This window comes from uncultured Roseicyclus sp., assembly GCF_937892565.1.
Taxonomy (GTDB): Bacteria; Pseudomonadota; Alphaproteobacteria; order Rhodobacterales; family Rhodobacteraceae; genus Roseicyclus.
In genome coordinates, this window is sequence record NZ_CALAHQ010000066.1 from 86,748 (window position 1) to 111,620 (window position 24,873).

Annotated in this window: 27 protein-coding genes; 13 read left to right on the forward strand and 14 right to left on the reverse strand. The window is 64.3% G+C overall.

The window, feature by feature from the left end:
- The first annotated feature begins 65 nt into the window (after positions 1 to 65).
- Positions 66 to 413 carry an H-type lectin domain-containing protein gene (locus Q0094_RS08670; RefSeq protein ID WP_297617873.1) on the forward strand — a complete coding sequence of 116 codons (348 nt, stop codon included), beginning with the start codon at positions 66 to 68 and terminating at the stop codon, positions 411 to 413.
- 58 nt (positions 414 to 471) lie between these two features.
- On the opposite strand, the gene Q0094_RS08675 is transcribed toward Q0094_RS08670, so the two are convergent.
- Positions 472 to 1,500 (reverse strand): ribose-phosphate pyrophosphokinase, encoded by a 1,029-nt coding sequence (locus Q0094_RS08675; RefSeq protein ID WP_297617876.1) that lies wholly within the window; start codon positions 1,498 to 1,500, stop codon positions 472 to 474.
- Between the two features lie 111 nt (positions 1,501 to 1,611).
- Between Q0094_RS08675 and Q0094_RS08680 the strand changes: the two genes are divergently transcribed.
- Both Q0094_RS08680 and Q0094_RS08685 read left to right on the forward strand, forming a co-directional pair.
- The gene (locus tag Q0094_RS08680; RefSeq protein WP_297617879.1) at positions 1,612 to 2,214 is read left to right on the forward strand and encodes a 2-hydroxychromene-2-carboxylate isomerase; all 603 of its coding nucleotides are present in this window, start codon (positions 1,612 to 1,614) and stop codon (positions 2,212 to 2,214) included.
- A complete protein-coding gene (locus tag Q0094_RS08685; protein WP_297617882.1) occupies positions 2,211 to 2,978 on the forward strand; it encodes an alpha/beta hydrolase in 768 nt (255 codons plus the stop codon). The genes Q0094_RS08680 and Q0094_RS08685 overlap by 4 nt, the downstream gene beginning before the upstream one ends.
- Positions 2,979 to 3,050: 72 nt before the next feature.
- Here Q0094_RS08685 and Q0094_RS08690 read toward each other — a convergent pair whose 3' ends face one another.
- The 6 genes from Q0094_RS08690 to Q0094_RS08715 all read right to left on the reverse strand — a co-directional run bounded on the left by Q0094_RS08690 (position 3,051) and on the right by Q0094_RS08715 (position 8,080).
- Positions 3,051 to 4,097, reverse strand: a complete 1,047-nt coding sequence (locus Q0094_RS08690; RefSeq protein WP_297617884.1) for a low specificity L-threonine aldolase — start codon at positions 4,095 to 4,097, stop codon at positions 3,051 to 3,053.
- Complete coding sequence (locus Q0094_RS08695; RefSeq protein ID WP_297617887.1) at positions 4,094 to 4,540, reverse strand: YcgN family cysteine cluster protein; 447 nt, start codon at positions 4,538 to 4,540, stop codon at positions 4,094 to 4,096. The genes Q0094_RS08690 and Q0094_RS08695 overlap by 4 nt, the downstream gene beginning before the upstream one ends.
- Positions 4,537 to 5,463 carry a bifunctional riboflavin kinase/FAD synthetase gene (locus Q0094_RS08700; protein WP_297617890.1) on the reverse strand — a complete coding sequence of 309 codons (927 nt, stop codon included), beginning with the start codon at positions 5,461 to 5,463 and terminating at the stop codon, positions 4,537 to 4,539. The genes Q0094_RS08695 and Q0094_RS08700 overlap by 4 nt, the downstream gene beginning before the upstream one ends.
- 48 nt (positions 5,464 to 5,511) lie before the next feature.
- Complete coding sequence (locus tag Q0094_RS08705; RefSeq protein ID WP_297618251.1) at positions 5,512 to 5,955, reverse strand: MaoC family dehydratase; 444 nt, start codon at positions 5,953 to 5,955, stop codon at positions 5,512 to 5,514.
- Between the two features lie 209 nt (positions 5,956 to 6,164).
- On the reverse strand, positions 6,165 to 7,037 hold the full coding sequence (locus tag Q0094_RS08710) for a TIGR01459 family HAD-type hydrolase (RefSeq protein WP_297617893.1): 873 nt from the start codon (positions 7,035 to 7,037) through the stop codon (positions 6,165 to 6,167).
- 119 nt (positions 7,038 to 7,156) lie between these two features.
- Positions 7,157 to 8,080: a manganese-dependent inorganic pyrophosphatase gene (locus Q0094_RS08715; protein WP_297617896.1), complete on the reverse strand. Its 924-nt coding sequence runs from the start codon at positions 8,078 to 8,080 to the stop codon at positions 7,157 to 7,159.
- Positions 8,081 to 8,320: 240 nt separating this feature from the next.
- On the opposite strand from Q0094_RS08715, the gene Q0094_RS08720 reads away from it, so the two are divergent.
- From Q0094_RS08720 to Q0094_RS08740, 5 genes are all read left to right on the forward strand, one after another.
- Positions 8,321 to 8,608, forward strand: coding sequence for a co-chaperone GroES (locus Q0094_RS08720; protein ID WP_297617899.1), 288 nt, complete (start codon positions 8,321 to 8,323; stop codon positions 8,606 to 8,608).
- Between the two features lie 66 nt (positions 8,609 to 8,674).
- On the forward strand, positions 8,675 to 10,312 hold the full coding sequence (groL, locus tag Q0094_RS08725) for a chaperonin GroEL (protein ID WP_297617902.1): 1,638 nt from the start codon (positions 8,675 to 8,677) through the stop codon (positions 10,310 to 10,312).
- 132 nt (positions 10,313 to 10,444) lie between these two features.
- Positions 10,445 to 11,290, forward strand: a complete 846-nt coding sequence (locus Q0094_RS08730; protein WP_297617904.1) for an NAD(P)-dependent oxidoreductase — start codon at positions 10,445 to 10,447, stop codon at positions 11,288 to 11,290.
- Positions 11,283 to 12,416 (forward strand): alpha-D-ribose 1-methylphosphonate 5-triphosphate diphosphatase, encoded by a 1,134-nt coding sequence (locus Q0094_RS08735; RefSeq protein ID WP_366940251.1) that lies wholly within the window; start codon positions 11,283 to 11,285, stop codon positions 12,414 to 12,416. The genes Q0094_RS08730 and Q0094_RS08735 overlap by 8 nt, the downstream gene beginning before the upstream one ends.
- Complete coding sequence (locus Q0094_RS08740) at positions 12,413 to 13,282, forward strand: DMT family transporter (RefSeq protein ID WP_297617910.1); 870 nt, start codon at positions 12,413 to 12,415, stop codon at positions 13,280 to 13,282. The genes Q0094_RS08735 and Q0094_RS08740 overlap by 4 nt, the downstream gene beginning before the upstream one ends.
- On the opposite strand, the gene Q0094_RS08745 is transcribed toward Q0094_RS08740, so the two are convergent.
- Positions 13,252 to 13,701, reverse strand: coding sequence for an NUDIX hydrolase (locus tag Q0094_RS08745; protein ID WP_297617913.1), 450 nt, complete (start codon positions 13,699 to 13,701; stop codon positions 13,252 to 13,254). The genes Q0094_RS08740 and Q0094_RS08745 overlap by 31 nt on opposite strands.
- A 78-nt stretch (positions 13,702 to 13,779) precedes the next feature.
- Here Q0094_RS08745 and Q0094_RS08750 point away from each other — a divergent pair, with 78 nt between their 5' ends.
- Positions 13,780 to 14,523 (forward strand): alpha/beta fold hydrolase, encoded by a 744-nt coding sequence (locus Q0094_RS08750; RefSeq protein WP_297617916.1) that lies wholly within the window; start codon positions 13,780 to 13,782, stop codon positions 14,521 to 14,523.
- Positions 14,524 to 14,582: 59 nt separating this feature from the next.
- Here the strand turns inward: Q0094_RS08750 and Q0094_RS08755 are convergent, their stop codons facing one another.
- The 3 genes from Q0094_RS08755 to Q0094_RS08765 form a co-directional block, all read right to left on the reverse strand.
- Positions 14,583 to 15,653, reverse strand: a complete 1,071-nt coding sequence (locus Q0094_RS08755) for a 5-(carboxyamino)imidazole ribonucleotide synthase (RefSeq protein WP_297617918.1) — start codon at positions 15,651 to 15,653, stop codon at positions 14,583 to 14,585.
- Positions 15,646 to 16,134, reverse strand: coding sequence for a 5-(carboxyamino)imidazole ribonucleotide mutase (gene purE / locus Q0094_RS08760; protein ID WP_297617920.1), 489 nt, complete (start codon positions 16,132 to 16,134; stop codon positions 15,646 to 15,648). The genes Q0094_RS08755 and purE overlap by 8 nt, the downstream gene beginning before the upstream one ends.
- A 72-nt stretch (positions 16,135 to 16,206) precedes the next feature.
- On the reverse strand, positions 16,207 to 16,434 hold the full coding sequence (locus Q0094_RS08765; protein WP_297617923.1) for a DUF465 domain-containing protein: 228 nt from the start codon (positions 16,432 to 16,434) through the stop codon (positions 16,207 to 16,209).
- A gap of 173 nt (positions 16,435 to 16,607) precedes the next feature.
- On the opposite strand from Q0094_RS08765, the gene Q0094_RS08770 reads away from it, so the two are divergent.
- Both Q0094_RS08770 and Q0094_RS08775 read left to right on the forward strand, forming a co-directional pair.
- Entirely contained in the window at positions 16,608 to 17,030 is a 423-nt protein-coding gene (locus Q0094_RS08770) for an Hsp20 family protein (protein WP_297617925.1), read from the forward strand.
- A gap of 15 nt (positions 17,031 to 17,045) precedes the next feature.
- The gene (locus tag Q0094_RS08775) at positions 17,046 to 17,273 is read left to right on the forward strand and encodes a DUF1150 family protein (RefSeq protein WP_297617927.1); all 228 of its coding nucleotides are present in this window, start codon (positions 17,046 to 17,048) and stop codon (positions 17,271 to 17,273) included.
- Positions 17,274 to 17,327: 54 nt separating this feature from the next.
- Here the strand turns inward: Q0094_RS08775 and Q0094_RS08780 are convergent, their stop codons facing one another.
- Positions 17,328 to 18,986: an NAD+ synthase gene (locus Q0094_RS08780; protein WP_297617929.1), complete on the reverse strand. Its 1,659-nt coding sequence runs from the start codon at positions 18,984 to 18,986 to the stop codon at positions 17,328 to 17,330.
- Positions 18,987 to 19,163: 177 nt separating this feature from the next.
- Here Q0094_RS08780 and Q0094_RS08785 point away from each other — a divergent pair, with 177 nt between their 5' ends.
- Positions 19,164 to 20,666, forward strand: a complete 1,503-nt coding sequence (locus Q0094_RS08785) for an MORN repeat-containing protein (RefSeq protein WP_297617932.1) — start codon at positions 19,164 to 19,166, stop codon at positions 20,664 to 20,666.
- Positions 20,667 to 20,839: 173 nt separating this feature from the next.
- Here the strand turns inward: Q0094_RS08785 and Q0094_RS08790 are convergent, their stop codons facing one another.
- Positions 20,840 to 22,906: a bifunctional sulfate adenylyltransferase/adenylylsulfate kinase gene (locus Q0094_RS08790; protein ID WP_297617935.1), complete on the reverse strand. Its 2,067-nt coding sequence runs from the start codon at positions 22,904 to 22,906 to the stop codon at positions 20,840 to 20,842.
- Positions 22,907 to 23,059: 153 nt separating this feature from the next.
- Positions 23,060 to 24,016, reverse strand: a complete 957-nt coding sequence (trxB, locus tag Q0094_RS08795; protein ID WP_297617937.1) for a thioredoxin-disulfide reductase — start codon at positions 24,014 to 24,016, stop codon at positions 23,060 to 23,062.
- A gap of 210 nt (positions 24,017 to 24,226) precedes the next feature.
- On the opposite strand from trxB, the gene Q0094_RS08800 reads away from it, so the two are divergent.
- The gene (locus Q0094_RS08800; RefSeq protein ID WP_297617940.1) at positions 24,227 to 24,727 is read left to right on the forward strand and encodes an Lrp/AsnC family transcriptional regulator; all 501 of its coding nucleotides are present in this window, start codon (positions 24,227 to 24,229) and stop codon (positions 24,725 to 24,727) included.
- The last annotated feature ends 146 nt before the right edge of the window (positions 24,728 to 24,873 follow it).

Consider the following 24,873-nt stretch of genomic DNA (forward strand, 5'->3'; position numbering starts at 1 on the left):
TGTTTACCTGTGGGACACGAGCGTCTTGGTAAATGCGGGCAAAGATCGGGCATTGTGGTCCAATGATGAAACGTTACCTCCGGCATCTGATCGGGGTCGAGCAGGGATCGGTTCTGTTGTTCAGCGATTTCGCCGACAACGGGTCAATGTGGGTGGGCGAAGGCCCACGCGAAAAACGACGTGTGGTTTCGTTTTCCGAACCCTTTCGGGCTGTGCCCATGGTTCATGTGGCCATTTCGATGTGGGACATGGATGGAAACACCAACCAGCGCGCCGATCTGAGCGCCGAGGCGATCACGCCCAAGGGCTTTGATCTGGTGTTTCGCACATGGGGTGACAGCCGCGTCGCACGTATCCGCGCCGATTGGATGGCGCTGGGCGAAATCGCGGGCGATGATGATTGGGACTTGTAGCGCCGCCGCGGGGGCTCGGTGCGCGCTCTGGCGCACCGCCGTGTTGCGGCTCAGTGCTTCAGCGGCCCCAGGTGCCTTTGGGATAAAGCCCTTCGTAGATTGGCACGATGCTGGCGGCATCGAACAGGGACGACACGCTGGTGCCGTTCCAGATATTGACGATGGCTTGCGCGAACATGGGGGCCGTCGGCACCACGCGGATGCGTGAACACGCCTTGGCGGCGGCGGTTGCCTCGATCGTATCTGTGGTGACCAGCGATTTCAGCACCGACCCCGAAATCCGTTCAACCGCAGGGCCCGACAAGACGCCATGGGTGGTGTAGGCATGCACCTCGGTCGCGCCCGCCTCGAGCAGGACATCGGCGGCCTTGCACAGCGTGCCGGCGGTGTCACAGATGTCATCCACGATGATGCATTTATGGCCCGTCACATCCCCGATGACCGTCATGCCGGCGACCTCGCCCGCCTTTTCACGCCGCTTGTCGACGATGGCCAGTGGCGCACCGATCCGCGTTGCCAATTCGCGTGCCCGTGCCACGCCGCCCACATCGGGTGAGACCACCATCACATCGGACATGTCGCCATTGAACTGATGCAAGATATCCAGCGCAAAGATCGGGCTGGCATAGAGATTGTCGACCGGAATGTCGAAAAACCCCTGAATCTGGGCCGCGTGCAGATCCATGGTCAACACCCGTTCGACACCGGCGGCCACCATCATGTTGGCCACCAGCTTGGCCGTGATGGGGGTGCGCGCCTTGGTGCGCCGATCCTGACGGGCATAGCCGAAATAGGGAATAACCGCCGTGATGCGCGCGGCCGATGACCGGCGCAGCGCATCGGTGATGATCAGCAGCTCCATCAGATTGTCGTTGGCGGGCTTGGATGTCGGCTGGATCATGAACATGTCTTCGCCGCGCACATTCTCGAACATCTCGACGAAAATCTCGCCGTCGTTGAAGCGTTCGACGCGCGCGTCAACCAGCCCCACCTGCATGCCGCGATGCATCGACATCCGGCGCGAGATCGCCTCGGCAAGGGTGCGATTGGCGTTACCGGAAATCAGTTTCGGATCTTGTGCGGGCATGATGGGTGTTCCTTGTGGCAGCCAGCGTCGCGCGGTCCCCAGCGCGAGATGTTGACACCCCCTAGCACCCGTCTAGTGTCCGCGCAAAGCCGAAAAGGAAGGCACCGTCCCATGTCCCATATCGATTACTATTTCTCGACCATTTCACCCTTTACCTATCTTGCCGGTCTCAGGATGGAGACAGTCGCCGCGCGCCATGGTGCCAGCATCGCCTACAAGCCCGTCGATCTTCTGGGCAGCGTTCTGCCCCGCACGGGTGGCGTTGCCCCCAAGGATCGTCACCCCGCGCGGCTGGATCTGCGCGCACAGGAATTGCGCCGCCAATCGGCCAAGTACGGCCTGCCGATGGATCTTGATCCGCCGTTCCGCGCGGTCAATGGCGCGCCTTCGGCCTATGCCTTTATCGCGGCGCTGGGCGCGGGCGGGGGGGATCCGGGGGCGCTGGTGCATGCGCTGACCGGCGCCGTCTGGCGCGACCGGCGTGACACCGCCGAGGATGCGGTGATCGCCGATTGTCTGGCCGAGGCGGGCTATGACCGGGCGCTTGCGGGAATGGGCATGTTGGCGGGCGCCGAGGAATACACCCGCAACACCGAGGATGCGGTGGCTGCCGGTGTCTTTGGTGCGCCCTTCTACATCGTCGATGGGTCCGAGAAATTCTGGGGTCAGGACCGGATCGAGGATCTGGATCTGTTCTTGTCCGGCCGATTGTGACGGGATTTTCCCGCCACTGGGGGCAGGGGGCAGAGCAGGCGCTCTTGTTGCATTGTTCGATGGCCCATTCGGGCGCGTGGGACGGTGTGGCACATGCCCTGTCCGACCGGCTGCATCTGGTCGCACCCGATCTGGTGGGGCATGGTCGCGGCCCCGCTTGGGACCGGGCGCAAGATTTCCACGATCAAACGACCGAGGCCGCCTGTGGTCATCTGCCCAAGGCGCCTTGCCACCTGATCGGCCACAGCTTTGGGGCGACCGTCGCGCTCAGGCTGGCGTTGGAGCATCCCGATCGCGTCACAAGCCTGACGCTGATTGAACCGGTTCTCTTTGCCGCCGCGCAGGGTCAGCCCGGATGGCGGGCGCATGAGGCCGCCATGGCACCGCTGCCGGGTCTGATCGATGCGGGCCGGTTCGAGGACGCAACCCGGCTTTTCCTCAGCCTTTGGGGCGGAACCGTGCCGTTCGACACCATGCCAGATGCGGCCCGACGCGCGCTGATTGCGCAAATCTGGGTCGTGACGGCAAGCGCGCCCGCGCTCCATCAAGACCGCGCAGGGCTGTTGCCGGGCTTGAGCCGGATTGGCTGTCGGGTGCTGCTGATCGACGGCGCCAATTCCCCGCCCGTCATCGCCGAGATACAGGCCGCTCTGGCGGCCGCCATGCCACGGACCCGACGCTGCATCATCCCGGGCGCAGGGCACATGGCCCCGATCACCCACCCGCATGCAGTCGCGGCCGAAATGCGCCGCGCGCTCGTTTGAGCGGGGCGGAAAACCCGGGTTTTCCGCACGGGAAACCTTGAGGTTTCCAGTGCGTTTTCCTTGCGGAAAACGCTACCCCGCCCAAGCGGTGAGCAAGCGATCCACATCCTCGGGCGTCTTGGCCCAATCGCACACGATCCGGCAACGCAGGGCGGCGTCGCCCGGCCCATCCTCGGGCGTGCCGCCGAACAGATAATACTGTGCCCCCGCCGCAAAGGCGCGAATGTGGGCTGCGCGCGGTACATCGATGAAGGCCAGGTTGCCCGCCACCGGATGGGCCAGCCGCGCAGCCGGCACTCGCGCCAGCCCCTGCACCAGTTGCGCCATGCGCGCATTGGCCGAGTGCGCCATTTCAAGCCAAAGCCCGCTGTCGCAATAAGGCACCATTTGCGACGACAGGTACCGGTGTTTGGAAAACAGATGCCCACCGCGTTTGCGCCGCAATGCCAGTTCGCGGCCATGCGCGGGGTCGAACATCACCACCGCCTCAACCCCCATGCAACCATTCTTGGTGCCGCCAAAGCTGACCGCATCGATGCCTGCTTGCCATGTCATCTCGGCCGGGCTGCATCCAAGTGCGGCACAGGCATTGGCAAAGCGCGCGCCGTCCAGATGCGTGGCAAGGCCATGGGCGTGCGCAACCGCCGTGATCGCGCGGATCTCGGCCAGGCTATAGGCTGTGCCGCGTTCTGTGATGTTGGTCAGTGTCACCGGCCCGGGCTGGGCGCCATGCACGCCGCGCGCCTTGCATTGGCCGATCGCTGCCTCCAGACCTTGGGGGGTGATCTTGCCATCCAGCCCGTCGATCAGGATGGTCTTGGCCCCGGAATAGAAATCGGGGGCACCGCATTCATCCTCTTCGACATGGGCGGTGCGGTGACAGAACACGCCATCCCAAGGCTTGGCAAGGCAAGCCAGCGCCAAGGCATTGGCCACACTGCCGGTGGCCACGAATTCGACCGCCGCCTGAGGTGCTTCGAACAGCGCGCGAACCGCGTCGCGGGCGGCCGCCGTGATGGCGTCATTGCCATAGGGCATCGCATAGCCATCATTGGCGGCCATCACAGACGCCATGATCTTTGGATGCACTGGCCCGGTGTTGTCGCTGGCAAACATCATGTGCCCGGCTCCTCGATGATGTAATCTTCCCACTCTTCCTCGGGCACTTCGAATTCGGGCACCGACAAGCCGCGCACGCTGACGCCCGCCGCATGCACGCTTTCGGGGTCGCCCGAGACCAGCGGATGCCACCAGAAAAGCGGCTTGCGCTCATGCAAGAGCCGATAGGCACAGGTCTGTGGCATGAAATAGGCGACATCGCCCATCGTCTGCGGCGTCAGCCGGATGCATTCGGGAACCAATGTCTTGCGGATCTCATACTGCCCGCAGCGGCAGCTTTCATCATCGAGCAAGCGGCACGCCACCCGCGTCAGCGCGACCTCGCCCGTCTCTTCATCCTCGAGCTTGTTGAGACAGCATTTGCCGCAGCCATCGCACAGCGCCTCCCATTCGGCTTCGGTCATCCGTGTCATCGGCACGCGTTCCCAAAAGCGGTCCCTCATGGTCGCTCCAGCGCGATGCGCGCGGCGGTGCTGTCGCGGTCCATCTGCGCAATCAGCGCGCCCAGCCCATCAAAGCGCATTTCACCGCGCAGCCATTCCACCAGACCCACCGACAGGGTGCAGCCGTAAAGATCGCCCGAGAAATCGAACAGAAAGCTTTCCAGATTGGGCGTGGCCCGCGCGAACATCGGACGGATGCCCAGATTGGCCACACCGCGATAGGTGCCCTTGTGCGGCCCGTCCAGCACATCGACCAACACCGCATAGACCCCGAGTTTTGGCACATGCAGCCCGTCCAGCGCCATGTTCGCCGTGGGATAGCCCAGCTCGCGGCCACGCTTGTCGCCATGCAGAACCTGCCCCTCGATCCGGTGCCAATGGCCCAGCATGCTGGCCGCATCGCGCGCGCGCCCCTCCGACAACGCCGCCCGGATCGCGGTCGACGACACGGCGCCGGCTTCGGCTGTGACCAGATCGGCGATGCTGACCTCAAACCCATAGGTCTTGCCCAGGTCGCGCAGCATCTGCGCGGTGCCAGTGCGGCCCTGACCAAAGCAGAAGTCGGCGCCGACCACCACATGGCTCAATCCCAGACCCCGGGCCAGGATATCGCGGGCGAATGCCTCGGCCGACAGCGCCGCCAGCCGCGCGTCAAAGGGCAATTCCGCCAATATCTCGACGCCGAGCTTCTCCAGCCGATGGGCGCGGGCGGCGGCATTCATCAGCCGAAAGGGGGGGGCGTCGGGGGCAAAGAACGCGCGCGGATGCGGCTCGAATGTGACGACGCCCAAGGGCGCGTCCGGGCGCCGGGCCAGGTCGATCACATGGCAATGGCCACGGTGGACGCCATCGAAATTTCCGATGGCGGCTGATGCCCCGCGATCTTGCGGGCGGGTGTATTGAGGGTCGCGCAGGATCCGCATGCGCCATGGCGTAGCCGCCCCCGCGCCGATGCGCAAGCGCGTGCCGCGTCAGTCGAACTTGCGCGAAGGCGCCAGAACCACCGCCTCGCCTTTCAGCACGACGGTCTTGCCCACCTTGCAATGGGTGGCCAGCGTCACGCGGCGGCGAGCATGATCGATCTCGGTCACCTCGACCTCGGCCAGCACCATGTCGCCGGGCCGCACGGGGGCCATGAATTTCAGCGTCTGGCCCAGATAGACCGTGCCATGCCCCGGCAATTGCTCGCCGATCACCGCCGAGATCAGCCCCGCAGTCAGCATCCCATGCGCGATGCGTCCCTCAAAGATCGTGTCGCGGGCATAGTCATCATCCAGATGCACCGGGTTGCGATCGGTCGAAACCTGGGCGAACAACTCGATATCGTGATCGGTGACCAGTTTTTGAAGCGACCGCTTCATCCCGATCTCCAGATCCTCGATGACGATCGTTCCGGTCGTGATGTTGTCGAGCATGGGCGGCGACTCCTGCATGATGGGCCATCCATACTCCGATCGGCCGTGACCTGCAATGCAGAAAGTAATAAAGCAATACTATCGGACGCAATTAAGTAATTATGTTGCGCTGTCACTATACAATCTTTGCTTCGGAAATACTCCAGAGGGGTGTGGGGGGACAGCGTCCCCCCACGGGTCGGCGCGCAAAGCGCGGCGAAACCGGCTGTTCAGCGCAGCATGCCGATGCAATAGCTGGGTTCCAGCTGCACCCCGGTCAGGAACTGCGCCAGCTTGCCCGGGTCGGGCTGCCGGGTGGTGCCCGTTTCCTCGCGGGCAAGCCCACCTGTGATGAACATTGTGTCGATGTCTTCGCCCATGCCGCCCTGCACATCGGTGTGGATGCCATCGCCCACCGCCAGAATGCGCGCATCGGGCACCGAATGGCCCAACTGCGCCAGCCGCCGCCGCGCCAGATCATAGATCGGTGGGTGCGGCTTGCCGAAATAGAGGCTCTCGCCCCCCATCTCGGTGTAAAGCCGTGCCAGCGCGCCCGCGCACCATTCCCGCGTGTCACCGCGGTCGACGACGATATCGGGATTGGCGCACAACAGTTTCAGCCCGCGCGACTTGGCCAGCAAGAATTCGGGCCGCATCACGCTTGGCTCGGCCATCGGGTCAAAGGGGCCGGTGCACACTATTCCCTCCGCCTCGGCCAGCGGCACCAGTTCAATGGTGACGGGGCTGTCCAACAGCGCCATCGGCTCAAAAAAGGACAAATCCTGTGGCTCGCCGATGTGCCAGATCTTTTGGCCCACCACGCCCGCGAACATCGCGGCGCGCGCGCTGTCGCCCGAGGTGGCGATCACATCCCAGCAATCGGCTGGCACGCCCATGCGGTCAAGCTGGCGGGCCACGCTGGCGCGGGGGCGGGGCGAATTGGTCACCAGAACGACGATGCCACCTTGGGCCTTGTAGGCGCGCAAGGCCGCGACCGCCTCTGGAAAGGCGCGCATCCCGTCATGCACACAGCCCCACAGATCGCAAAAGAGCGCGTCATATTGCGCCGAAATCTCGGCAAGGCTTTCGAGGATGCGGGTCATGGGCGGGCTCCTTTGCGCGTGCCCCCCCATACGACAGGCGCGCCGATGCCGCCAGCCTTGCGGCTACAAAATGGTCGGCACCGATGCGCGGCCCCCCAAACCGGGTTCCGCCGCGCGGCCTAAAGCGCGAGGTTGGGGATGATCTGCTTCTTGCGGCTCATGATGCCGGGCAAAACGACCAAATCGGCGCCATCGGCATCCGCGCCAAAGCTTTTCGCGGCAATCCGGGCGACCAGATCATTGGGCACCAACAGCGTTGCCTCTTCGCGCAAGATATCGACCACGAACAACAGCACCTGATCGGCGCCATCCTCGGCTGCGACCTTTGGCATGGCCGCCATCAGCGCATCCTTGCGCGACAAGACCGTGGCGGGCGATGTGGTTTCCAGCACGCTGACGCGGAATTGCTTGCCGCCGACGGCGTATTCCTTGCTGTCCATGCGCAGCAGTTCCGCCTCGGTAAAGGCCGAGACATCGGATTTGGCCGCAAACATTTCGGCGGCGTAGGACGCGATGTCGATCCCCAGGTCGGCGGCCAGGGCTTCGGCCAGCGCGCGATCGTCGGGGGTGGTGGTGGGGCTGCGGAATTCCAGCGTGTCCGACAAGATACAGGTCAGGATCGTGGCCTTGATCCAGTCGGGGGCGTGGGCCATGTCGGCCCCGATCATCTTGTGCAAAATCGTGGCGGTGCAGGCCAATGGCTCCATCCGGATCTCGATCGGGCCCTTGGTTTCCAGACCACCCACCAGCTTGTGATGGTCGATGATGCCGCGGATATCGGCCGCGTTGATGCCCGCGGGCAATTCGGCGGGATTGTTCGTGTCCACGATCACAACCGGTTGGCCCGCTGCAACATCCGTGATGATACGCGGCTTTGGCAATTGCCAGCGCGCCAGCAAGAACGCCGCTTCGGTGTTGGGCTCGCCCAACAGCACGGCCTCGGCGGCCTCGCCACGGATTTCGTTGAGATACCAGGCCCAGATGATGGGCGACCCGGTCGAATCGGTGTCGGGCGATTTGTGGCCGAATACGAGCGTTGTCATGGCGTCTCTCTCAAGCTGGCACAGTGGAAATGCCGCCCTCATAGCGATGGGGGGCGGGCTTGTCACGGGGCAGTCGGTCGCGCCCGCGGCATGCCCGCGCCATGTTGGGGATGGGGTGTGTTTTTGGGTCGTGGGCCCGTTGACACGTCTCGGGTCACTGCTTATCTGCCTGATGTTGGCACTCGATACACGTGAGTGCCAACATCAAGATGAAACGAACCCGAGAGGAGTGTTCGAGAGATGGCATTCAAACCGCTGCATGACCGTGTGCTGGTCCGCCGCATCGCGTCTGACGATAAGACCAAGGGCGGCCTGATCATCCCCGACAGCGCCAAGGAAAAGCCCTCCGAAGGCGAAGTAATCGCTTGCGGCCCCGGCGCGCGCAAGGATTCCGGTGAGCTGATCGCCATGGCTGTCAAAGCCGGTGACCGTATTCTGTTCGGCAAATGGTCGGGCACCGAGGTCACGATCAATGGCGAAGAGCTTCTGATCATGAAGGAATCGGACATTCTCGGCGTTACCGCCTGAGCCTGAGGGCGCATCAGCGCCCGTTTCCGATCCATACATTCAACGATAATCCAAGGAGAGCCCACAATGGCTGCTAAGGACGTCAAATTTTCGACCGATGCCCGCAACCGCATGCTGCGCGGCGTCAACATTCTGGCCGATGCCGTCAAGGTGACGCTCGGCCCCAAGGGCCGCAACGTCGTGATTGAAAAATCCTTCGGCGCACCCCGCATCACCAAGGATGGTGTGACTGTCGCCAGGGAAATCGAACTGGAAGACAAGTTCGAGAACATGGGCGCGCAGATGGTCAAGGAAGTCGCCTCGCGCACCAATGACGAGGCCGGCGACGGCACCACCACCGCAACGGTTCTGGCACAAGCCATCGTGCGCGAAGGCATGAAGTCGGTCGCGGCCGGCATGAACCCGATGGATCTCAAGCGCGGTATCGATCTGGCCGTGCACAAGGTCATCGACCACATCAAGGCGTCCTCGCGCGCTGTCGCCGACAGCGACGAAGTCGCCCAGGTCGGCACAATCTCTGCCAATGGCGAGGCCCAGATCGGCCGCATGATTGCGGACGCGATGCAGAAGGTCGGCAATGACGGCGTCATCACCGTCGAAGAGAACAAGGGCCTTGAGACCGAGGTTGAGGTCGTCGAAGGCATGCAGTTCGATCGCGGCTACCTGTCGCCCTATTTCATCACCAATCCTGACAAGATGGCCGTCGAACTGGAAGACGTGCTGATCTTGTTGCACGAAAAGAAACTGTCGTCGCTGCAGCCGATGGTTCCCTTGCTGGAATCGGTGATCCAGTCGGGCAAGCCGCTTTTGATCATCTCGGAAGATGTCGAAGGCGAAGCGCTGGCGACGCTTGTGGTCAACAAGCTGCGCGGTGGCCTCAAGATCGCCGCCGTCAAGGCGCCGGGCTTTGGCGATCGCCGCAAGGCCATGCTGCAAGATCTTGCGATCCTGACCGGCGGTCAGGTGATTTCCGAAGATCTGGGCATGAAGCTGGAAAGCGTCACGCTTGACATGCTGGGCCGCGCCAAGAAGGTCGTCATCAAGAAAGATGACACCACCATCGTGGACGGTGCTGGTGCCAAGGCCGAGATCGAAGCCCGCGTTGGCCAGATCCGCGCACAGATCGAAGAAACCACCTCCGACTACGACAAGGAAAAGCTGCAGGAACGCGTGGCCAAGCTGGCTGGCGGCGTGGCCGTCATCCGCGTCGGCGGCATGTCCGAGATCGAGGTCAAGGAACGCAAGGACCGCGTTGATGACGCGCTCAACGCGACCCGCGCCGCGGTTCAGGAAGGCATCGTTGTCGGCGGTGGCGTGGCTCTGGTTCAGGGCGCCAAGTCGCTGAGCGGTGTCAAGGGCGACAACCCCGATCAAGATGCCGGCATCGCCATCGTGCGCCGCGCGCTGGAAGCACCGCTGCGTCAGATCGCGGACAACGCAGGCGTCGACGGTTCGGTCGTTGCCGGCAAGATCCGTGAATCCAAGGATGCAAAGTTCGGCTTCAACGCGCAGACCGAAGAATATGGCGACATGTTCAAGTTCGGCGTGATCGACCCCGCAAAGGTCGTGCGCACCGCGCTTCAGGATGCGGCATCGGTCGCGGGTCTGTTGATCACCACCGAAGCGATGGTGGCCGACAAGCCCAAGAAAGACGAAGCCGGCGGCGGCATGCCCGACATGGGCGGCATGGGCGGCATGATGTGATCTGATCCGCCTCGGGGGATCAGGGAAAGGGGCCGCACTGCGCGGCCCCTTTTTTGTTTTGCGGCGTGGCTGTGGTTGCCGGGCCTTGGGGGGCATGGCATGGTCAGGTGCGCGTCGCAAAAAGGGGCAAGCATGGACAGGATCGGGGTGATCGGGCTGGGCCGGATGGGCAGCGCCATCGCGGCGCGGTTTGCGGCCCTTGGACTGCCCGTCATCGGCTGGACGCGCAGCGGGCGGTCGGTGCCGGATGTGCCTGCCGCCCCTGATCTGGACCATCTGATCGCGCGCGCCGATACGCTGGTCTTGAGCTTGTTTGACGATGCGGCCGTGGCCGGGATGCTGGCGGCGCTTTTGGCGCGTGATCTGGGCGGGCGGCTGATCGTCGAGACCAGCACCATAGCCCCCGCCACGCTCACGGGTTTTGCAGACCGGGTCGCGCGGGCCGGTGCGGCCTTGGTCGATGCGCCCATTTCGGGCGGGCCGGAAATGGTTGTGGCGGGGTCTTGCGGGGTGTTCATCGGCGGTGATCTTGCGGCCGCTGCCCGTGCCGAGGCGGTGCTGGCGCATCTGTCGGGGCGCATCTTTCACGTCGGGCCACTGGGCGCGGGTCTGGTGATGAAGTCGATCAACAACGCCATGATGCAAAGCTATTTCGCTGCCCTTGCCGAACAGATGGCGGTCGCTGCCCGTGCGGGCGTGCCCCTGGAAACCGCCCTGACGATCCTGAGCGGCGGACCGGCCGGGGCACCGGTGCTGAAAGATCGTCTGCCGCGCATGCTGGGCCATGATCGCAGCGTGGGCTTTCCCATTCAGGGTGCCGCCAAGGACAATGCCGTGTTTCGCCGGGTCGCGGCTGAATTCGGTGTGCCGACCCCGACGCTGGAGGCCGCCCGCGCGATGATCGCAGCGGCCATGGCCGCGGGCCTGGCCGAGGCGGATGTGGCCGCCCTGATCGCGCGGGCCTATGCCGATGCCTGATCTGCCGCCCCTGCGCCTGACGGGTGGCGAGATCTTGTTTGCCGATGGTCTGCGCCGGGATGCGATCAGCATCGCCGAAGGCCGGATCGGCGAACATGGCGGGCGCGAGATCGATCTGACCGGATGGCGCATCCTGCCCGGCATCATCGATCTGCATGGCGACGGTTTCGAGCGGCACATGGCGCCCCGGCGTGGGGCCGTCGATACCCCTGCGGCGGGTCTGTCGGGGCTCGATGCCGAATGTGGCGCCGCAGGCATCACCACCGCCGTTCTGGCCCAGTTCTGGAGCTGGGAGGGCGGCATGCGCGGCCCCGATTTCGCCCGGACCCTGGCCGCGGCGCTGCACGGCGCCCGGACCCTGACGCAGATGCATCTTCAGTTGCGGGTCGAGACCCACATGATCGACACGCTTGATGCAATGGTCGCATTCGTGCAGCGGGCGGGCATTTCCTATGTCGTTTGGAACGACCATCTGCCGCACAAGCATTTGTCGCAAGGCAAGCGCCCACCCGGCTTGACAGGACAGGCGCTGAAAGCGGGCCGCGCGCCCGAAGATCATGCGCGCTTGCTGGAAAGGCTGCATGCAAATGGTCCCGATCTTGCCGATGCGCTGGGTCGGGTGGCCGGGCAACTGGCGGCGCAGGGTGTGCGCATGGGCAGCCATGATGACCACACCGCCGCCGACCGCGCGCGGTTTCGGGCGCTGGGCGCCGATCTGTGCGAGTTTCCGGAAACGCTCGACGCGGCCCGCGCGGCCAAGGCAGCGGATGAGCCGGTGATCATGGGTGCCCCCAATGTGGTGCGCGGCGCGTCCCACAGCGGCAAGGTCGCCGCCGAAGCGCTGATCGAGGCCGGGTTGGTCGATGCGCTGGTGTCGGATTACCATTATCCCACATTGGCGCGCGCGGCGCTGAAACTGGCCCCGCGGATCGGCTGGGCGGCGGCATGGGGGCTGGTGTCATCTGGCCCGGCGCGGGTGATGGGCTGGCACGATCGCGGCCGCATCGCGCCGGGTGCGCGCGCCGATCTGACGATCATGGACGAACAGGGCGCGATCTGTGGCACCATTGCGGGGGGGCGGGTGTCGCATCTGGCGGGGGCGCTGGCGGCGCGGATGCTGTCATGAGGCTGGTGGCGCTGACGGCGCTGGTGATGCTGGCCTTTGCGGCCAATTCGGTCCTGAACCGCGCTGCCGTGGGCGCGGGCCAGATCGGGGCGCTGGATTTCGCGCTGCTGCGCGCCGTGGCTGGCGCCGGGGTCCTGGTGATGCTGATCCGGCTTACGGGCGGGCGCTTGCCGGTCTTGGCACCGCGCCGGATTCTGGGCGGGGTGATGCTGTCGAGCTATCTGATCGGGTTTTCGCTGGCCTATCTGGCGATGGATGCGGGGCTTGGCGCGCTGATCTTGTTTGGTGGTGTGCAGGTGACGATGTTTGCGGGTGCTCTGATCCTGGGCGAACGGCCGCCTGCCCGGCGCTGGCTGGGGGCGGGGATGGCGCTGGTCGGGCTGGTCTGGCTGGTCTGGCCGGGCCATGACGCGGCAAGCCCGCCGCTTTGGGCGGTTGGTTCGATGGTGGCTGCGGCGCTGGGCTGGGGCCTTTATTCGCTGATCGGGCGCGGATCGGCCGATCCCTTGGGCGACACGGGCGCGGCTTTCGTCTGGGCCGTGGTCTTGGGGTTTCTGGCCGTGCTGGTGCAAACAGGCGGCAGCACGGTCAATGAGGCGACGCTTGCGGGCATGGCGCTGGCGGTGATCTCGGGGGCGATCACATCGGGGTTGGGCTATGCGCTGTGGTACCATGTGCTCCCGCGCATCGGGGCATCGGTCGCGGGGTTGACGCAGCTTTGCGTGCCGGTGATCGCGGCCTTGGGTGGCGTGGTCGTCCTGACGGAAAGCCCGACGTTCGACATGGTTCTGGCGGGCGCGGTTGTGCTGGGGGGCATCGGCTGGGGCCTGTGGCCTCAGCGCACCAGCGGTTCGAGCGCGTCGTAAAAGATGCAGCCGTCCGACCATGCCACATCGGGCAGGCTGTCGGGCTTGTAGCGGTAGCGGTGCATGTCGTGGCGCGCGATCAGATGTCGCTGGGTCACGATGCCTTCGGGATCGGTCCAGGGCGCCAGCGGATCGCCCGCCACCAAGCGTACGCGGAAATAGATGTCGACCTGATGGAAATCATGCACCGGTGCGTGAAATTCATTCACCAGACAGGGTGCCCCCACCGTGATGGTCAGCCCGGTTTCCTCGTGGAATTCGCGGATCAGATTGTCGGGGAGCGAGCTGTGCATCTCGACCCCGCCGCCTGGTGCGCAGAGCAGGTCGCTTTTGCCGCCGCCCCATGCGTTGACCATGAGCAGCCGATCATCGATCAGAAGAATGCCGCGAACGGCAAGGCGGGGGCGTGAGGTGGCCATCGACAAAGATTGGCCCGTGGCGCAGCCCTGCGCAATCCCCCCTCGCGGAAGGGATGCCGCGCACCTATCTGACCGGGCATGAGATGGTCTTTCCGGTTCGCCGCCATGGCGCTTTTCGCTGTGCTTTTCGCCACGCTGCCTGCGCGCGCGGCCGATTGCGTGATCTTGCTGCATGGGCTGGCGCGCAGCGAAACCTCGCTCTTGCTGATGGAACGGGTGCTTCTGGCCGAGGGCTATCTTGTGGTCAATCAGGGCTATCCGTCGCGCAAGGCGTCGATCGCCGATCTGGCCCAGGCGACGCTGGCGCCGGCCTTTGCCCGCTGCGAAGGCCAGCGGGTGCATGTGGTGACCCATTCGATGGGGGGCATTTTGTTGCGTTACTGGGTGTCGCGCCACAGGCCTGCCAATCTGGGCCGGGTGGTGATGCTGGCCCCGCCCAATGCCGGATCGGAAATCGTGGATGTGCTGGGGCCGCTGGAACCCTTCGAATGGATCAACGGGCCTGCCGGCATGCAGTTGGGCACCGGCGCCGAGGATCTGCCCAACCGCTTGCCGCCGGTCGATTTCGAACTGGGCGTGATTGCCGGCAACCAGTCGCTGAACCCGGTCTATTCCACGATGATCCCGGGCGAAGATGACGGCAAGGTCGCCGTCGACAGCACAAGGGTCGCGGGCATGGCCGATCACATCGTGCTGCCGGTCACCCACACCTTCATGATGAACAACCCGATGGTCATCGCGCAGGTGCTGGCCTTCTTGCGACAGGGCCGTTTTGATCGCGATCTGAGCTATATCGGGGCCATCGAGCGCATCATCGAATGAGGCGCGCCTTGACTGCGGCTGCATGCGTATTTCTGGAAAGATGAAGCGGCAACACGCCCTCAGGCGGGGCCGGTCACGCGGTTGATATGGCCCATCTTGCGGCCCGGGCGCGCCTGGGCCTTGCCGTAAAGATGGATCTGCACGCCCGGTTGGGCGGCCAGCGCGCGGGCGCGGTCCACATCGGCACCGATCAGGTTTTCCATCACCACATTGGCGTGGCGATGCCCGTCGCCCAAGGGCCAGCCCGCGATGGCGCGGATGTGTTGCTCGAATTGATCGACGGCGCATCCGGCTTGCGTCCAGTGGCCGGAATTATGGACGCGGGGGGCGATTTCGTTGACGACCAGCCCGTCGGGGGTCACGAACAACTCCACCCCCATGACGCCCACATAATCCAGCGCACTCAGGATGCGCGAGGCGATCAGCACCGCATCGGTGCGCAGCTTGAGGGGCAGGGCGGCGGGAACGGTGGTGGTGGCCAGGATGCCGTCGGTATGCACATTCTCGCCCGGATCATAGGCCGAGACGCTGCCATCGCGCCCGCGCGCGGCGATCACGCTGATCTCGCGCGAAAAATGGACAAAGCCTTCGGCAATGGCGGGCGCGCCTTGCAGGCTGTTCAGCGCTGCGGGGCCATCGGCGGACGCCATCACGCGGGCCTGCCCCTTGCCGTCATAGCCCAAGCGGCGGGTCTTCAGGATCGCGGGCGTGCCGGTAGCCGCCAGCGCGGCTGCCAGATCCGCCGGGCTGTCAATCGGCGCGAAAGGAGCGGTGGCGAGCCCAAGCCCCGCGAGAAAGGTTTTTTCGGTCATCCGGTCCTGGCTGGTTTCCAGCGCGCGGCGATCGGGGAAAAGCGGGGTCGTTCGGGCCAGAACATCCAGCGCGGGGGCGGGGATATTCTCGAATTCGAAGGTGATCAGGTCACAGTCGCGCGCAAAGCGGGCCAGCGCATCCAGATCGTCATAGGGGGCTTGGGTCAGCGCATGGGCCACATCGGCGGCCGGCGCTGTGCCCGGCTCATAGATATGGCTGCGATAGCCCAGACGGGCGGCGGCCATGGACAGCATGCGGCCCAATTGTCCGCCGCCAAGAATGCCGATGGTCGATCCGGGCGCGAGCGGATCAGTCATCGCTGGGCGTCTCGGGGATCGAGGCGGTAAGCGCCGCGCGCCATGCATCAAGCCGGGCCGCCAGCGCCGCATCGGACAGGGCAAGGATCGCGGCCGCCATCAGCCCGGCATTGGCGGCACCCGCCGCGCCGATGGCCATGGTGGCCACCGGGTAGCCCTTGGGCATCTGCACGATGGAATAAAGCGAATCGACCCCCGACAGCGCCTTGGTCTGAACCGGCACGCCAATCACCGGCACACGGGTTTTCGACGCCATCATGCCCGGCAGATGCGCCGCGCCCCCCGCGCCCGCGATGATCACCTTCAGCCCACGGTCCACGGCCGTGCGGCCATAGTCCCACAACCGGTCGGGTGTGCGATGGGCCGACACGATGCGCGCCTCATAAGGCACGCCTAGCTCGTCGAGGATGCCGGCGGCCGCGCGCAGGGTGGGCCAGTCCGACTGGCTGCCCATGATGATGCCGACCTCGATATCTGCCATGACGCTTGCCCTTTTCGCCCATCGTCAGAGCGGCGCACTATAGCTGTGCCGCCCGGTCATGCAATGGCGCGCTCAGGCGATGATGTCAGGGGTCAGCTCATCCTCGATCCGCGCGATCCGGTCCTTGAGGTGGAGCTTTTGCTTTTTCAGCCGTCTGAGCGTGAGCGGGTCGGGGTTGACCGCCAGATGCAGCGCAGCGATGGCTTCGTCGAGATCGCGATGCTCGCGCTTGAGAACCTCAAGAGAGATGCGCAACACCTCTTCGTGGTTCAGTTCCTTGGGGCCCATGGGGGCATTCATGATTGGCGATCCCTTGCTGGGTCTGCACGATCCGACGACCCAGTCTAGCGCGCAGAAGGTGACCCGCCAAGCCTTGCAGGAGACAGAAACGCTTCCCATATCCCGCTCAATGGTGCGTCGCCGGAGTTGGGGCGCGCCAGCGTGCAGATCGCTTTTTGCAAGGATGTGCCTTGATGACGAAACTGACGCTTGGATCGCACCCCTTCCTGCTGGGCTTCGATCAACTCGAACGGCTGGTCGAGCGCACCGCGAAGGCGGGCAATGACGGCTATCCCCCCTACAATATCGAACAATGCGGCGAGACGGCCTATCGCATCACGCTGGCCGTGGCGGGCTTTGCCGAAAGCGATCTGTCGATCACGGTGGAGGATCGGCAATTGCTGATTCGGGGCCGTCAGCTTGACGACGGCGCCGATCGCGTCTTTCTGCACCGCGGGATCGCGGCCCGGCAGTTTCAGCGCAGCTTTGTCTTGGCCGACGGGGTCGAGGTGGCGGGCGCCAATCTGCAAAACGGGCTGTTGCACATCGCGCTGCAGCGCAGCCGACCCGACAGCATCGTGCAGACGATCCGCATCACCACAGGCGCCAATAGTTGAGGGGAGAGCGACAGAATGACCAATGAACATGACGCCGCCACCGTTTCCGGGCGGCCCATCGTCTATATCCGGCCCGTCGCCGTGGCCGATCTGCCTGATGAGATCCGCGCGCAAGCCCGGGGTATCGAGACGCTTTACGCCATCGGCAGCGAAACGGGCGAACAACTGGCCTTGGTGCGCGACCGCAAGATGGCCTTTGCCATGGCGCGCCAGAACGACATGACGCCGGTCAGCGTGCATTGACGCGACAGCAGGGCTGCGCCCTCGGGCGCACCCCCCGCGCTTGGGCGCGCGCGTTCAGGTCTTGTCGCGCCAGCGGTTGACGATCGGATAGCGCCGGTCCAGCCAAAAGGCGCGTTCGGTCAGCCGCGCGCCGGGGGCAGATTGGAAGCGTTTGTATTCGCTGATGTAAATCAGGCTTTCGATCTTTTCCACCATGGCGCGGTCATGGCCCCTGGCCACCACTTCGGCGACCGAGGCGTCCTTGTCGATCAGCATCTCGAGGATATCGTCGAGAACCGGATAGGGCGGCAGGCTGTCCTCATCCTTCTGGTTTTCGCGCAGCTCGGCGGTGGGCGGCTTGTCGATCACGGCGGGCGGGATCACCTCACCGCCAGGGCCCTTCATCCAGGCCTCGTGATGGGCGTTGCGCCAGCGGCAGGTCTCGAACACGCGGGTCTTGTAGAGATCCTTGATCGGATTGTAGCCGCCCGCCATGTCGCCATAGATCGTGGCATAGCCCACCGCGACCTCGGATTTGTTGCCGGTCGTCAGCAGCATGTCCCCGAACTTGTTGCTGAGCGCCATCAGCATCACGCCGCGCAGGCGGGACTGCACGTTTTCTTCGGTCAGACCGGGTTGGGTGCCCGCAAAGAGCGGTGCAAGCGTTTCCAGAACGGTGGCATGGGCGGGACCGATCGGGACGGTATCGAGCCGCAGCCCAAGCCGGCGCGCCACATCGGATGCATCGTCAAGCGACGCCTGCGAGGTAAAGCGCGACGGCAGCATGACGCAGCGCACATTCTCGGGGCCCAGCGCATCGGCGGCGATGGCGGCCACCAGCGCGCTGTCGATGCCACCCGACAGGCCCAGAAGCACGCGTGAAAACCCCGCCTTGCCGACATAATCGCGCAAGCCTTCGACCATGGCGCGATAATCGGCTGCCCATGGATCGGGCAGCACCGCCTTGTCGCCCGGGCACGCCCGCCAGCCATCGGGGCCGCGTTCGAAATCGACATGAAACAGCCCCGCCTCGAATGCGGGCATCTGCTGGGCCAGAACCCCATGCGGGTTCAGCACAAAGCTTGCGCCGTCGAAAATCTGATCGTCCTGCCCGCCGGTCAGGTTCAGATAGACCAAGGGCAGCCCCGTTTCGATCACGCGGGCGACCATGATCGCCTGTCGCGTGTCCATCTTGCCCCGATGATAGGGCGAGCCATTGGGCACCAGCAAGATTTCGGCGCCGGTTTCGGCCAGTGTCTCGGTCACATCCTCGAACCACGCATCCTCGCAGATCGGCACGCCGATGCGGATGGGGCCCACGCGGACCGGCCCCGAAGGATTGCCGGCATTGAAGTAGCGATGTTCGTCAAACACCTTGTAATTCGGCAGATGGTGTTTGAGCAGCTGTGCCGCGATCTTGCCCCCTTGCAAGATGAACCACGCGTTAAAGGGCTTGTCTTGGCCCGGCAGCGGCGCGCCGATCCCGATGGCCGGACCATCGGCACAATCTTGCGCCAATTGCGCCAGCACGCGCTGCACATCGGCGACAAAGGCGGGTTTGCCCACCAGATCTTGCAATTGGTAGCCGGTCAGAAACATCTCTGGAAAGGCCACCATATCCGCACCCGCCGCCTTGGCTTGTGCCCAGGCGGCGGCGGCTTGAGCGGCATTGCCGCGCAGATCGCCCACAATGGGGTTGAGTTGTGCAAGGCTCAGGCGAAAGCGCTCGGTCATGGGGCGCCCTTTCAGGATGTGGCGGCATCTTGGTTGCGGCACATGTAACAGAAAGCGCCCCGAGGCCAAGGCCGCGCATGGATCCATGCCTTACCCGTTGCACCCGCCCGCCCGACCCCATAGCCTTGCGCCGACCGCGATACGGCCACATGCGAACAACAAAGGGGCTTGCGACCCGTGATCAGGACGACACATGCCGTGGCGGTTTGCGCCGTGATCTTGTTCGCCCCCGCCATAGCGCATGCGCAGGCGACAAGCGACATCGTCACCGATATCCAGCAATACGACAATGGCGGTATCTACGAGGGTGAATTCCGCAATGGCGTGCAGCATGGGCAAGGCACCTATCGTCTGCCCAATGGCTATGAATACACCGGCAGTTGGGTCGATGGCGAAATCAGTGGCCAGGGCCGTGCCGTGTTTCCCGATCAATCCATCTACGAGGGCGAATTTCGCATCGGGCGGCCCCATGGGCGGGGGCGCATCACCTATGTCGACGGATCGACCTATGAGGGCGAATGGGCCGAGGGGCGCATCCATGGCACGGGCGTGGCGGTCTATTCCAACGGCGTGACCTACAGCGGACAGTTCGCGGATGCCCAACATCACGGGCAAGGCATTCTGACGGGTCCCAATGGCTATCGGTACGAAGGCGACTGGGTGGCCGGCGTGATGGAGGGGCAGGGCGCGATCACCTATCCCGATGGCGCGACCTATGCGGGCGGCTTCGTGCAGGGCGAGCGCGTTGGCACCGGAAAGCTCGTCATGCCCGACGGCGCCACATTCGAAGGTGAATGGGCCGCAGGCCAGATCAATGGCACAGGCGTGCTGACCCAATCGAATGGCGATGTCTATGAAGGCAGCTTCGTGAATGGTCAGCGCGCCGGGCGGGGCGTGGTGCGCTATGCCAATGGCGATGTCTATGAGGGCGATTTCGCCAATGATCAGCGCCACGGCACGGGCAATTTCACGGCCGCTGACGGTTTCAGCTATCTGGGCAGTTGGTCCGAGGGCCGCATCGCCGGTCAAGGCCGCGTGACCTATCCCGACGGGTCCGTCCATGAGGGGCAATTTGTCGATGATCTGGCGCAGGGCACCGGCACCATCACCTATCCCGACGGCTCATCCTATGCCGGCGATTGGGTCGCGGGCGTGATCCAGGGTCAGGGCACAGCCAGCTACGCCAATGGCCTGACCTATGTTGGCCAGTTCCTCAATGCACGCCAACAGGGGCAAGGCGTCATGAGCCACCCGGACGGCTACCGCTACGAAGGCGAATGGCAAGACGGGTTGCGCCATGGTCAGGGCCGGGTCGTCTATGCGGACGGCTCGATCTATGACGGAACCTTTGTCGCGGGCGAACGCCATGGCCAAGGCAGGCTGACCATGCCTGAGCCCAATGCCTTCACCTATGTCGGCGAATGGGCCCGGGGCGAGATCAACGGCTTTGGCATCGCAACCTATTCGAATGGCGACATCTACGAGGGCCGCTTCGTCGATGGTCGTCGCGAGGGCGAAGGCACGATGCGCTACGCCTCGGGCGAGGTTCTGCGCGGCACATGGGAAAACGGTCTGCCGACCGAAGGATCGGCCGTCGATGGCCCGGCCCCCGCCAACGATCCCGTGACCAGCGAGGCCGCACCGGGCGCGGGGGCTACGACGACCGTTCCCCGCCCATAGCCGGCCGCCTTGCCGTTTCACGACGATCCCGTGATCCGGGGCGCACACCCGACGCGCCCCGCGACGCGATGATGCTTGGTCGATCCTGGGCCGATCCAATGGTCGGGAGACCGATTTTCCCTTGGAAAATCGGCCCCCGCGACGGCGCAGCCGGCGCAATGCCTGTCGTGCGATCAGGCCGCGATCAAACCCATGCTTTCGAGCTTGAGCAGCACCTGTTGGGCACAGTAATCCACTTCGGTGCCTTCGGTGTTGACCACCAGCTCGGCCGTGGTTGGCGCCTCGTAAGGGTCTGAAATTCCGGTGAATTCCTTGATCTTGCCCTCGCGCGCGAGCTTGTAGAGCCCCTTGCGGTCGCGCCGTTCGCATTCCTCGATGGGGGTTGCCACATGCACCTCGACAAAGGCGCCGTAAGCTTCGACCATCTCGCGCACGGCACGGCGGGTGGCGGTGTAGGGCGCGATGGGCGCACAGATCGCGATGCCGCCATTCTTGGTGATCTCGGATGCCACATAGCCGATCCGGCGGATGTTGATGTCGCGGTGTTCCTTGGAAAAGCCCAGCTCCGATGACAGATGCTTGCGCACCACATCACCATCCAGAAGCGTCACGGGGCGGCCCCCCATCTCCATCAGCTTGACCATCAACGCATTGGCGATGGTCGATTTGCCCGACCCCGACAGCCCGGTGAAGAAAACGGTAAAGCCCTGTTGGCTGCGCGGCGGCGAGGTGCGGCGAAGCTCGCGCACCACCTCGGGGAAGGAGAACCATTCCGGGATCTCAAGGCCCTCGCGCAAGCGGCGGCGCAGTTCGGTGCCGGAAATATCCAGGATGGTATCGCCCTCGGGCACCTCGTTGGCGGGGTAATATTGCGCCTTTTCCTGCACATAAACCATGTGCTTGAAATCGACCATTTCCAGCCCGATCTCGGCCTCATGCGCCTTGAACAGCACTTGCGCGTCATAGGGGCCGTAGAAATCCTGACCTTGGCTGTTCTTGCCGGGGCCCGCATGGTCGCGGCCGACGATGAAATGGGTGCAGCCGTGATTGCGCCGGATCAGCCCGTGCCACACCGCCTCGCGCGGGCCGGCCATGCGCATGGCAAGGTTCAGAAGGCTCATATGCGTCGTTGCGGCGGGGTATTTGTCCAGCACCGCCTCATAGCAGCGCACCCGGGTGAAATGATCGACATCGCCGGGCTTGGTCATGCCGACAACCGGATGGAGCAGCAGGTTGGCCTGCGCTTCCTTGGCGGCGCGAAAGGTCAGTTCCTGATGCGCGCGGTGCAGCGGGTTGCGCGTCTGAAAGGCGACGATGCGCCGCCAGCCAAGCTTGCGGAAATAGGCGCGCAGCTCATTGGGCGTGTCGCGCCGCGCGCGGAAATCATAATGCACCGGCGGCTGGATCCCGGTGATGGCGCCGCCCAAATAAACCGGGCCCGCCACATGGTGGAGGTAATTGACCGCCGGATGCGCCAGATCATCGGCGCCAAACACCATCTGCGCCTCGCGCGCCTTGTTGGGCACCCATTTGTCCGAGATCGACAAGATCGCAAGGATCACCCCTTCGGCATCGCGCAGCGCGATATCCTGACCGGGCGCGACCTTTGCCGCAAAATCCTCGGATACATCGAGCGTGATGGGCATGGGCCAGAGCGTGCCATCGGCCAGCCGCATGGTTTCGACCACGCTGTCGTGATCGGCCTGTCCCAGAAAGCCCTTGAGCGGCGAAAAGCCGCCATTCATCAACAGTTCCAGATCACAGGTCTGGCGCGCGCTCAGATCCCAGGAGGGCAGATCGCCCGCCTCGCGCCTGAGTTTTTGCGCGCTGTCGGGCGACACATAGAGTTCCTGGATCGGGGCAAGATGGGTCTGCATGGCGTGGGTCCTGGTCTTGATGGAAAAAAGTCCGCGCCCCGTGCCGGTCAGTTCGGCATGAAGGGCGTCATATTCGGCAAGCTTGCGGGCAAGAAACCGGTCGGTCAGCCGTGCCTTTTCGGCGGCACCTTGCGGCGTCAGCCCATAGGCCATGCGCTGGCGCTTGTCGGCGCTGTCGCGCGCGCCGATCCGCACCAGCCCCGCTTCGGTCACGGCACGCAACAGGGCATTGAGCCGCCCAAGGCTGACATCGAGGGCGGCCGCCGTCGCGCGCTGCGAGGCGTCGGGCGCGGCGTCAAGCTGGCGCAACAGGCGAAAGAGCAGGTCTTCCTCGGGCAGGGCATGGGGCAAAGCGTCGGGCATGGGCGGGCCGTATTATGTTCAAAAGTGAACATACGCATCGAAAGATCGGCCGTAAAGGTGTTTGTTCAAAATTGAACAATTTCTTCCAGGGATGGAAAAACCCGCCACAACGATCTGTGGCGGGTCGCACGGGTCGCGCCGCGCGGTTTTGGTTCAGGCGGTTTTGGTCTCGTGCCCGGCCAGCCATTTTTCGGCATCCAGGGCGGCCATGCAGCCCATGCCTGCGCTGGTGACGGCCTGCCGATAGATGTGATCGGTCAGGTCGCCCGCAGCAAAGACGCCGGGAATGCTGGTCTGGGTGGTGCCCGGTTCGACCTTGACGTAGCCGCCATTGTGCAATTCCAGCTGATCCCTGACCAGGTCGCTGGCTGGCGCGTGGCCGATGGCGACGAAGAACCCCTTGCACGGGATCTCCGTGATCTCGCCCGTGTCGACATGGCGCGCGCGCACCCCTTCGACGCCACGCGGGCTGTCGCCGCCGATGATCTCTTCGATGCCATGGTTCCACAGCACCTCGATCTTGGGGTTCTTGAACAGCCGCTCTTGCATGATCTTTTCGGCCCGCAAGCTGTCGCGCCGGTGGATCAGCGTGACCTTGGAGGCGAAATTGGTCAAAAACAGCGCCTCTTCCACGGCGGTGTTGCCGCCGCCGACCACGACGATCTCCTGCCCACGGTAGAAAAATCCGTCACAAGTGGCACAGGCCGAAACGCCAAAGCCCTTGAAATGTTCCTCCGACGGCAGGCCCAGCCATTTGGCTTGTGCGCCCGTGGCCAGGATCACGGCGTCTGCGGTGTAGGTCGTGCCGCTGTCGCCTTGGGCCACGAAGGGGCGCGCCGACAGATCAAGCGACTGGATATGGTCCGAGATGATCTCGCAGCCCATTTCTTTGGCGTGGGCTTCCATCCGCACCATCAGGTCGGGGCCCATGACGGATGCATCGCCCGGCCAGTTCTCGACATCGGTGGTGATGGTCAACTGCCCGCCGGGCTGGATGCCTTGCACAAGGATCGGCGCCAGCATGGCGCGGCTGGCATAGACCCCGGCCGTATAGCCGGCAGGCCCCGAACCGATGATCAACAGGCGGGTGTGTCGGGTGGCTTGGGTCATGGTCTTGCTCCTTGCATGGCGCGCGTGCCGCTGGTGTGGGGCCGCGATTGCCCGTTTCATATATTTCCGGCAAGCCACGGGCGAAAGCCCTGCGGCACGGGGTTGCACAGCCGCGTCGAATGATACAAATGTTGCGCGAGTGTGAAATAAAATTGCGCAAGCGGTTGTGTTGTGGTTTGAATCGCAAACCGCGCAGGGGGGCCGGAGCAAATGGCACAAACAAAGCTCGATCCGATCGACCGAAAGATTCTGTCCGAGTTGCAAGATGACGGGCGCATGACCAATGTGGAGCTGGCCAAGCGGGTGGGCATTTCGGCCCCGCCCTGCTTGCGCCGTGTCCGCACCTTGGAAGAGGCGGGCTATATCCGCGGCTATCACGCCGATGTCGATCCGCGCATGCTGGGTTTTGAGGTTCAGGTTTTCGCCATGGTCGGCCTGCACAGCCAAGCCGAGGCCGATCTGGTCGCTTTCGAGGCGCGCTGCCGCGGCTGGCAGCTTGTGCGCGAATGCCACATGCTCAACGGCGAGATCGATTTCATCCTCAAATGCGTGGCACCTGATCTGTCGACCTTTCAGAGCTTTCTCACCGGTCAATTGACGGCAGCGCCCAATGTGGCAAGCGTGCGCACCTCGCTGGTGATCCGCGCCTCCAAGGATACGCCCGGCGTGCCGTTTGATGTGATGGAAGCGCGGCTGAACCAGACCGCCTGAAGCCGCAAGACCAAGAAATGGCTTGGAACCAAGAAAAAGGCGGCCATTCTGGCCGCCTTTTTTCCGCTGCGTCGCGGGTGTTGCGCGACATTGGTTCGCCGCAACCAGCGGCCTTTTGCCCGGGCGGATTTTTCGCCCGTCTTTTT

Excerpts from the sequence above, each read along its gene's own strand:
- Q0094_RS08775 (WP_297617927.1), top strand. The coding sequence starts at position 17,046 with ATGACCAATGAACATGACGCCGCCACCGTTTCCGGGCGGCCCATCGTC.
- Q0094_RS08800 (WP_297617940.1), top strand. The coding sequence starts at position 24,227 with ATGGCACAAACAAAGCTCGATCCGATCGACCGAAAGATTCTGTCCGAG.
- Q0094_RS08700 (WP_297617890.1), bottom strand. The coding sequence starts at position 5,463 with ATGCGGATCCTGCGCGACCCTCAATACACCCGCCCGCAAGATCGCGGG.
- Q0094_RS08695 (WP_297617887.1), bottom strand. The coding sequence starts at position 4,540 with ATGAGGGACCGCTTTTGGGAACGCGTGCCGATGACACGGATGACCGAA.
- Q0094_RS08715 (WP_297617896.1), bottom strand. The coding sequence starts at position 8,080 with ATGACAACGCTCGTATTCGGCCACAAATCGCCCGACACCGATTCGACC.
- Q0094_RS08705 (WP_297618251.1), bottom strand. The coding sequence starts at position 5,955 with ATGCTCGACAACATCACGACCGGAACGATCGTCATCGAGGATCTGGAG.
- Q0094_RS08765 (WP_297617923.1), bottom strand. The coding sequence starts at position 16,434 with ATGAATGCCCCCATGGGCCCCAAGGAACTGAACCACGAAGAGGTGTTG.
- Q0094_RS08755 (WP_297617918.1), bottom strand. The coding sequence starts at position 15,653 with ATGACTGATCCGCTCGCGCCCGGATCGACCATCGGCATTCTTGGCGGC.
- Q0094_RS08690 (WP_297617884.1), bottom strand. The coding sequence starts at position 4,097 with ATGATGTTTGCCAGCGACAACACCGGGCCAGTGCATCCAAAGATCATG.
- Q0094_RS08730 (WP_297617904.1), top strand. The coding sequence starts at position 10,445 with ATGGACAGGATCGGGGTGATCGGGCTGGGCCGGATGGGCAGCGCCATC.
- Q0094_RS08675 (WP_297617876.1), bottom strand. The coding sequence starts at position 1,500 with ATGCCCGCACAAGATCCGAAACTGATTTCCGGTAACGCCAATCGCACC.
- Q0094_RS08680 (WP_297617879.1), top strand. The coding sequence starts at position 1,612 with ATGTCCCATATCGATTACTATTTCTCGACCATTTCACCCTTTACCTAT.
- Q0094_RS08735 (WP_366940251.1), top strand. The coding sequence starts at position 11,283 with ATGCCTGATCTGCCGCCCCTGCGCCTGACGGGTGGCGAGATCTTGTTT.
- Q0094_RS08770 (WP_297617925.1), top strand. The coding sequence starts at position 16,608 with ATGACGAAACTGACGCTTGGATCGCACCCCTTCCTGCTGGGCTTCGAT.
- trxB (WP_297617937.1), bottom strand. The coding sequence starts at position 24,016 with ATGACCCAAGCCACCCGACACACCCGCCTGTTGATCATCGGTTCGGGG.
- Q0094_RS08740 (WP_297617910.1), top strand. The coding sequence starts at position 12,413 with ATGAGGCTGGTGGCGCTGACGGCGCTGGTGATGCTGGCCTTTGCGGCC.
- Q0094_RS08670 (WP_297617873.1), top strand. The coding sequence starts at position 66 with ATGAAACGTTACCTCCGGCATCTGATCGGGGTCGAGCAGGGATCGGTT.
- Q0094_RS08720 (WP_297617899.1), top strand. The coding sequence starts at position 8,321 with ATGGCATTCAAACCGCTGCATGACCGTGTGCTGGTCCGCCGCATCGCG.
- Q0094_RS08750 (WP_297617916.1), top strand. The coding sequence starts at position 13,780 with ATGAGATGGTCTTTCCGGTTCGCCGCCATGGCGCTTTTCGCTGTGCTT.
- Q0094_RS08780 (WP_297617929.1), bottom strand. The coding sequence starts at position 18,986 with ATGACCGAGCGCTTTCGCCTGAGCCTTGCACAACTCAACCCCATTGTG.
- Q0094_RS08745 (WP_297617913.1), bottom strand. The coding sequence starts at position 13,701 with ATGGCCACCTCACGCCCCCGCCTTGCCGTTCGCGGCATTCTTCTGATC.
- purE (WP_297617920.1), bottom strand. The coding sequence starts at position 16,134 with ATGGCAGATATCGAGGTCGGCATCATCATGGGCAGCCAGTCGGACTGG.
- Q0094_RS08790 (WP_297617935.1), bottom strand. The coding sequence starts at position 22,906 with ATGCCCGACGCTTTGCCCCATGCCCTGCCCGAGGAAGACCTGCTCTTT.
- groL (WP_297617902.1), top strand. The coding sequence starts at position 8,675 with ATGGCTGCTAAGGACGTCAAATTTTCGACCGATGCCCGCAACCGCATG.
- Q0094_RS08710 (WP_297617893.1), bottom strand. The coding sequence starts at position 7,037 with ATGACCCGCATCCTCGAAAGCCTTGCCGAGATTTCGGCGCAATATGAC.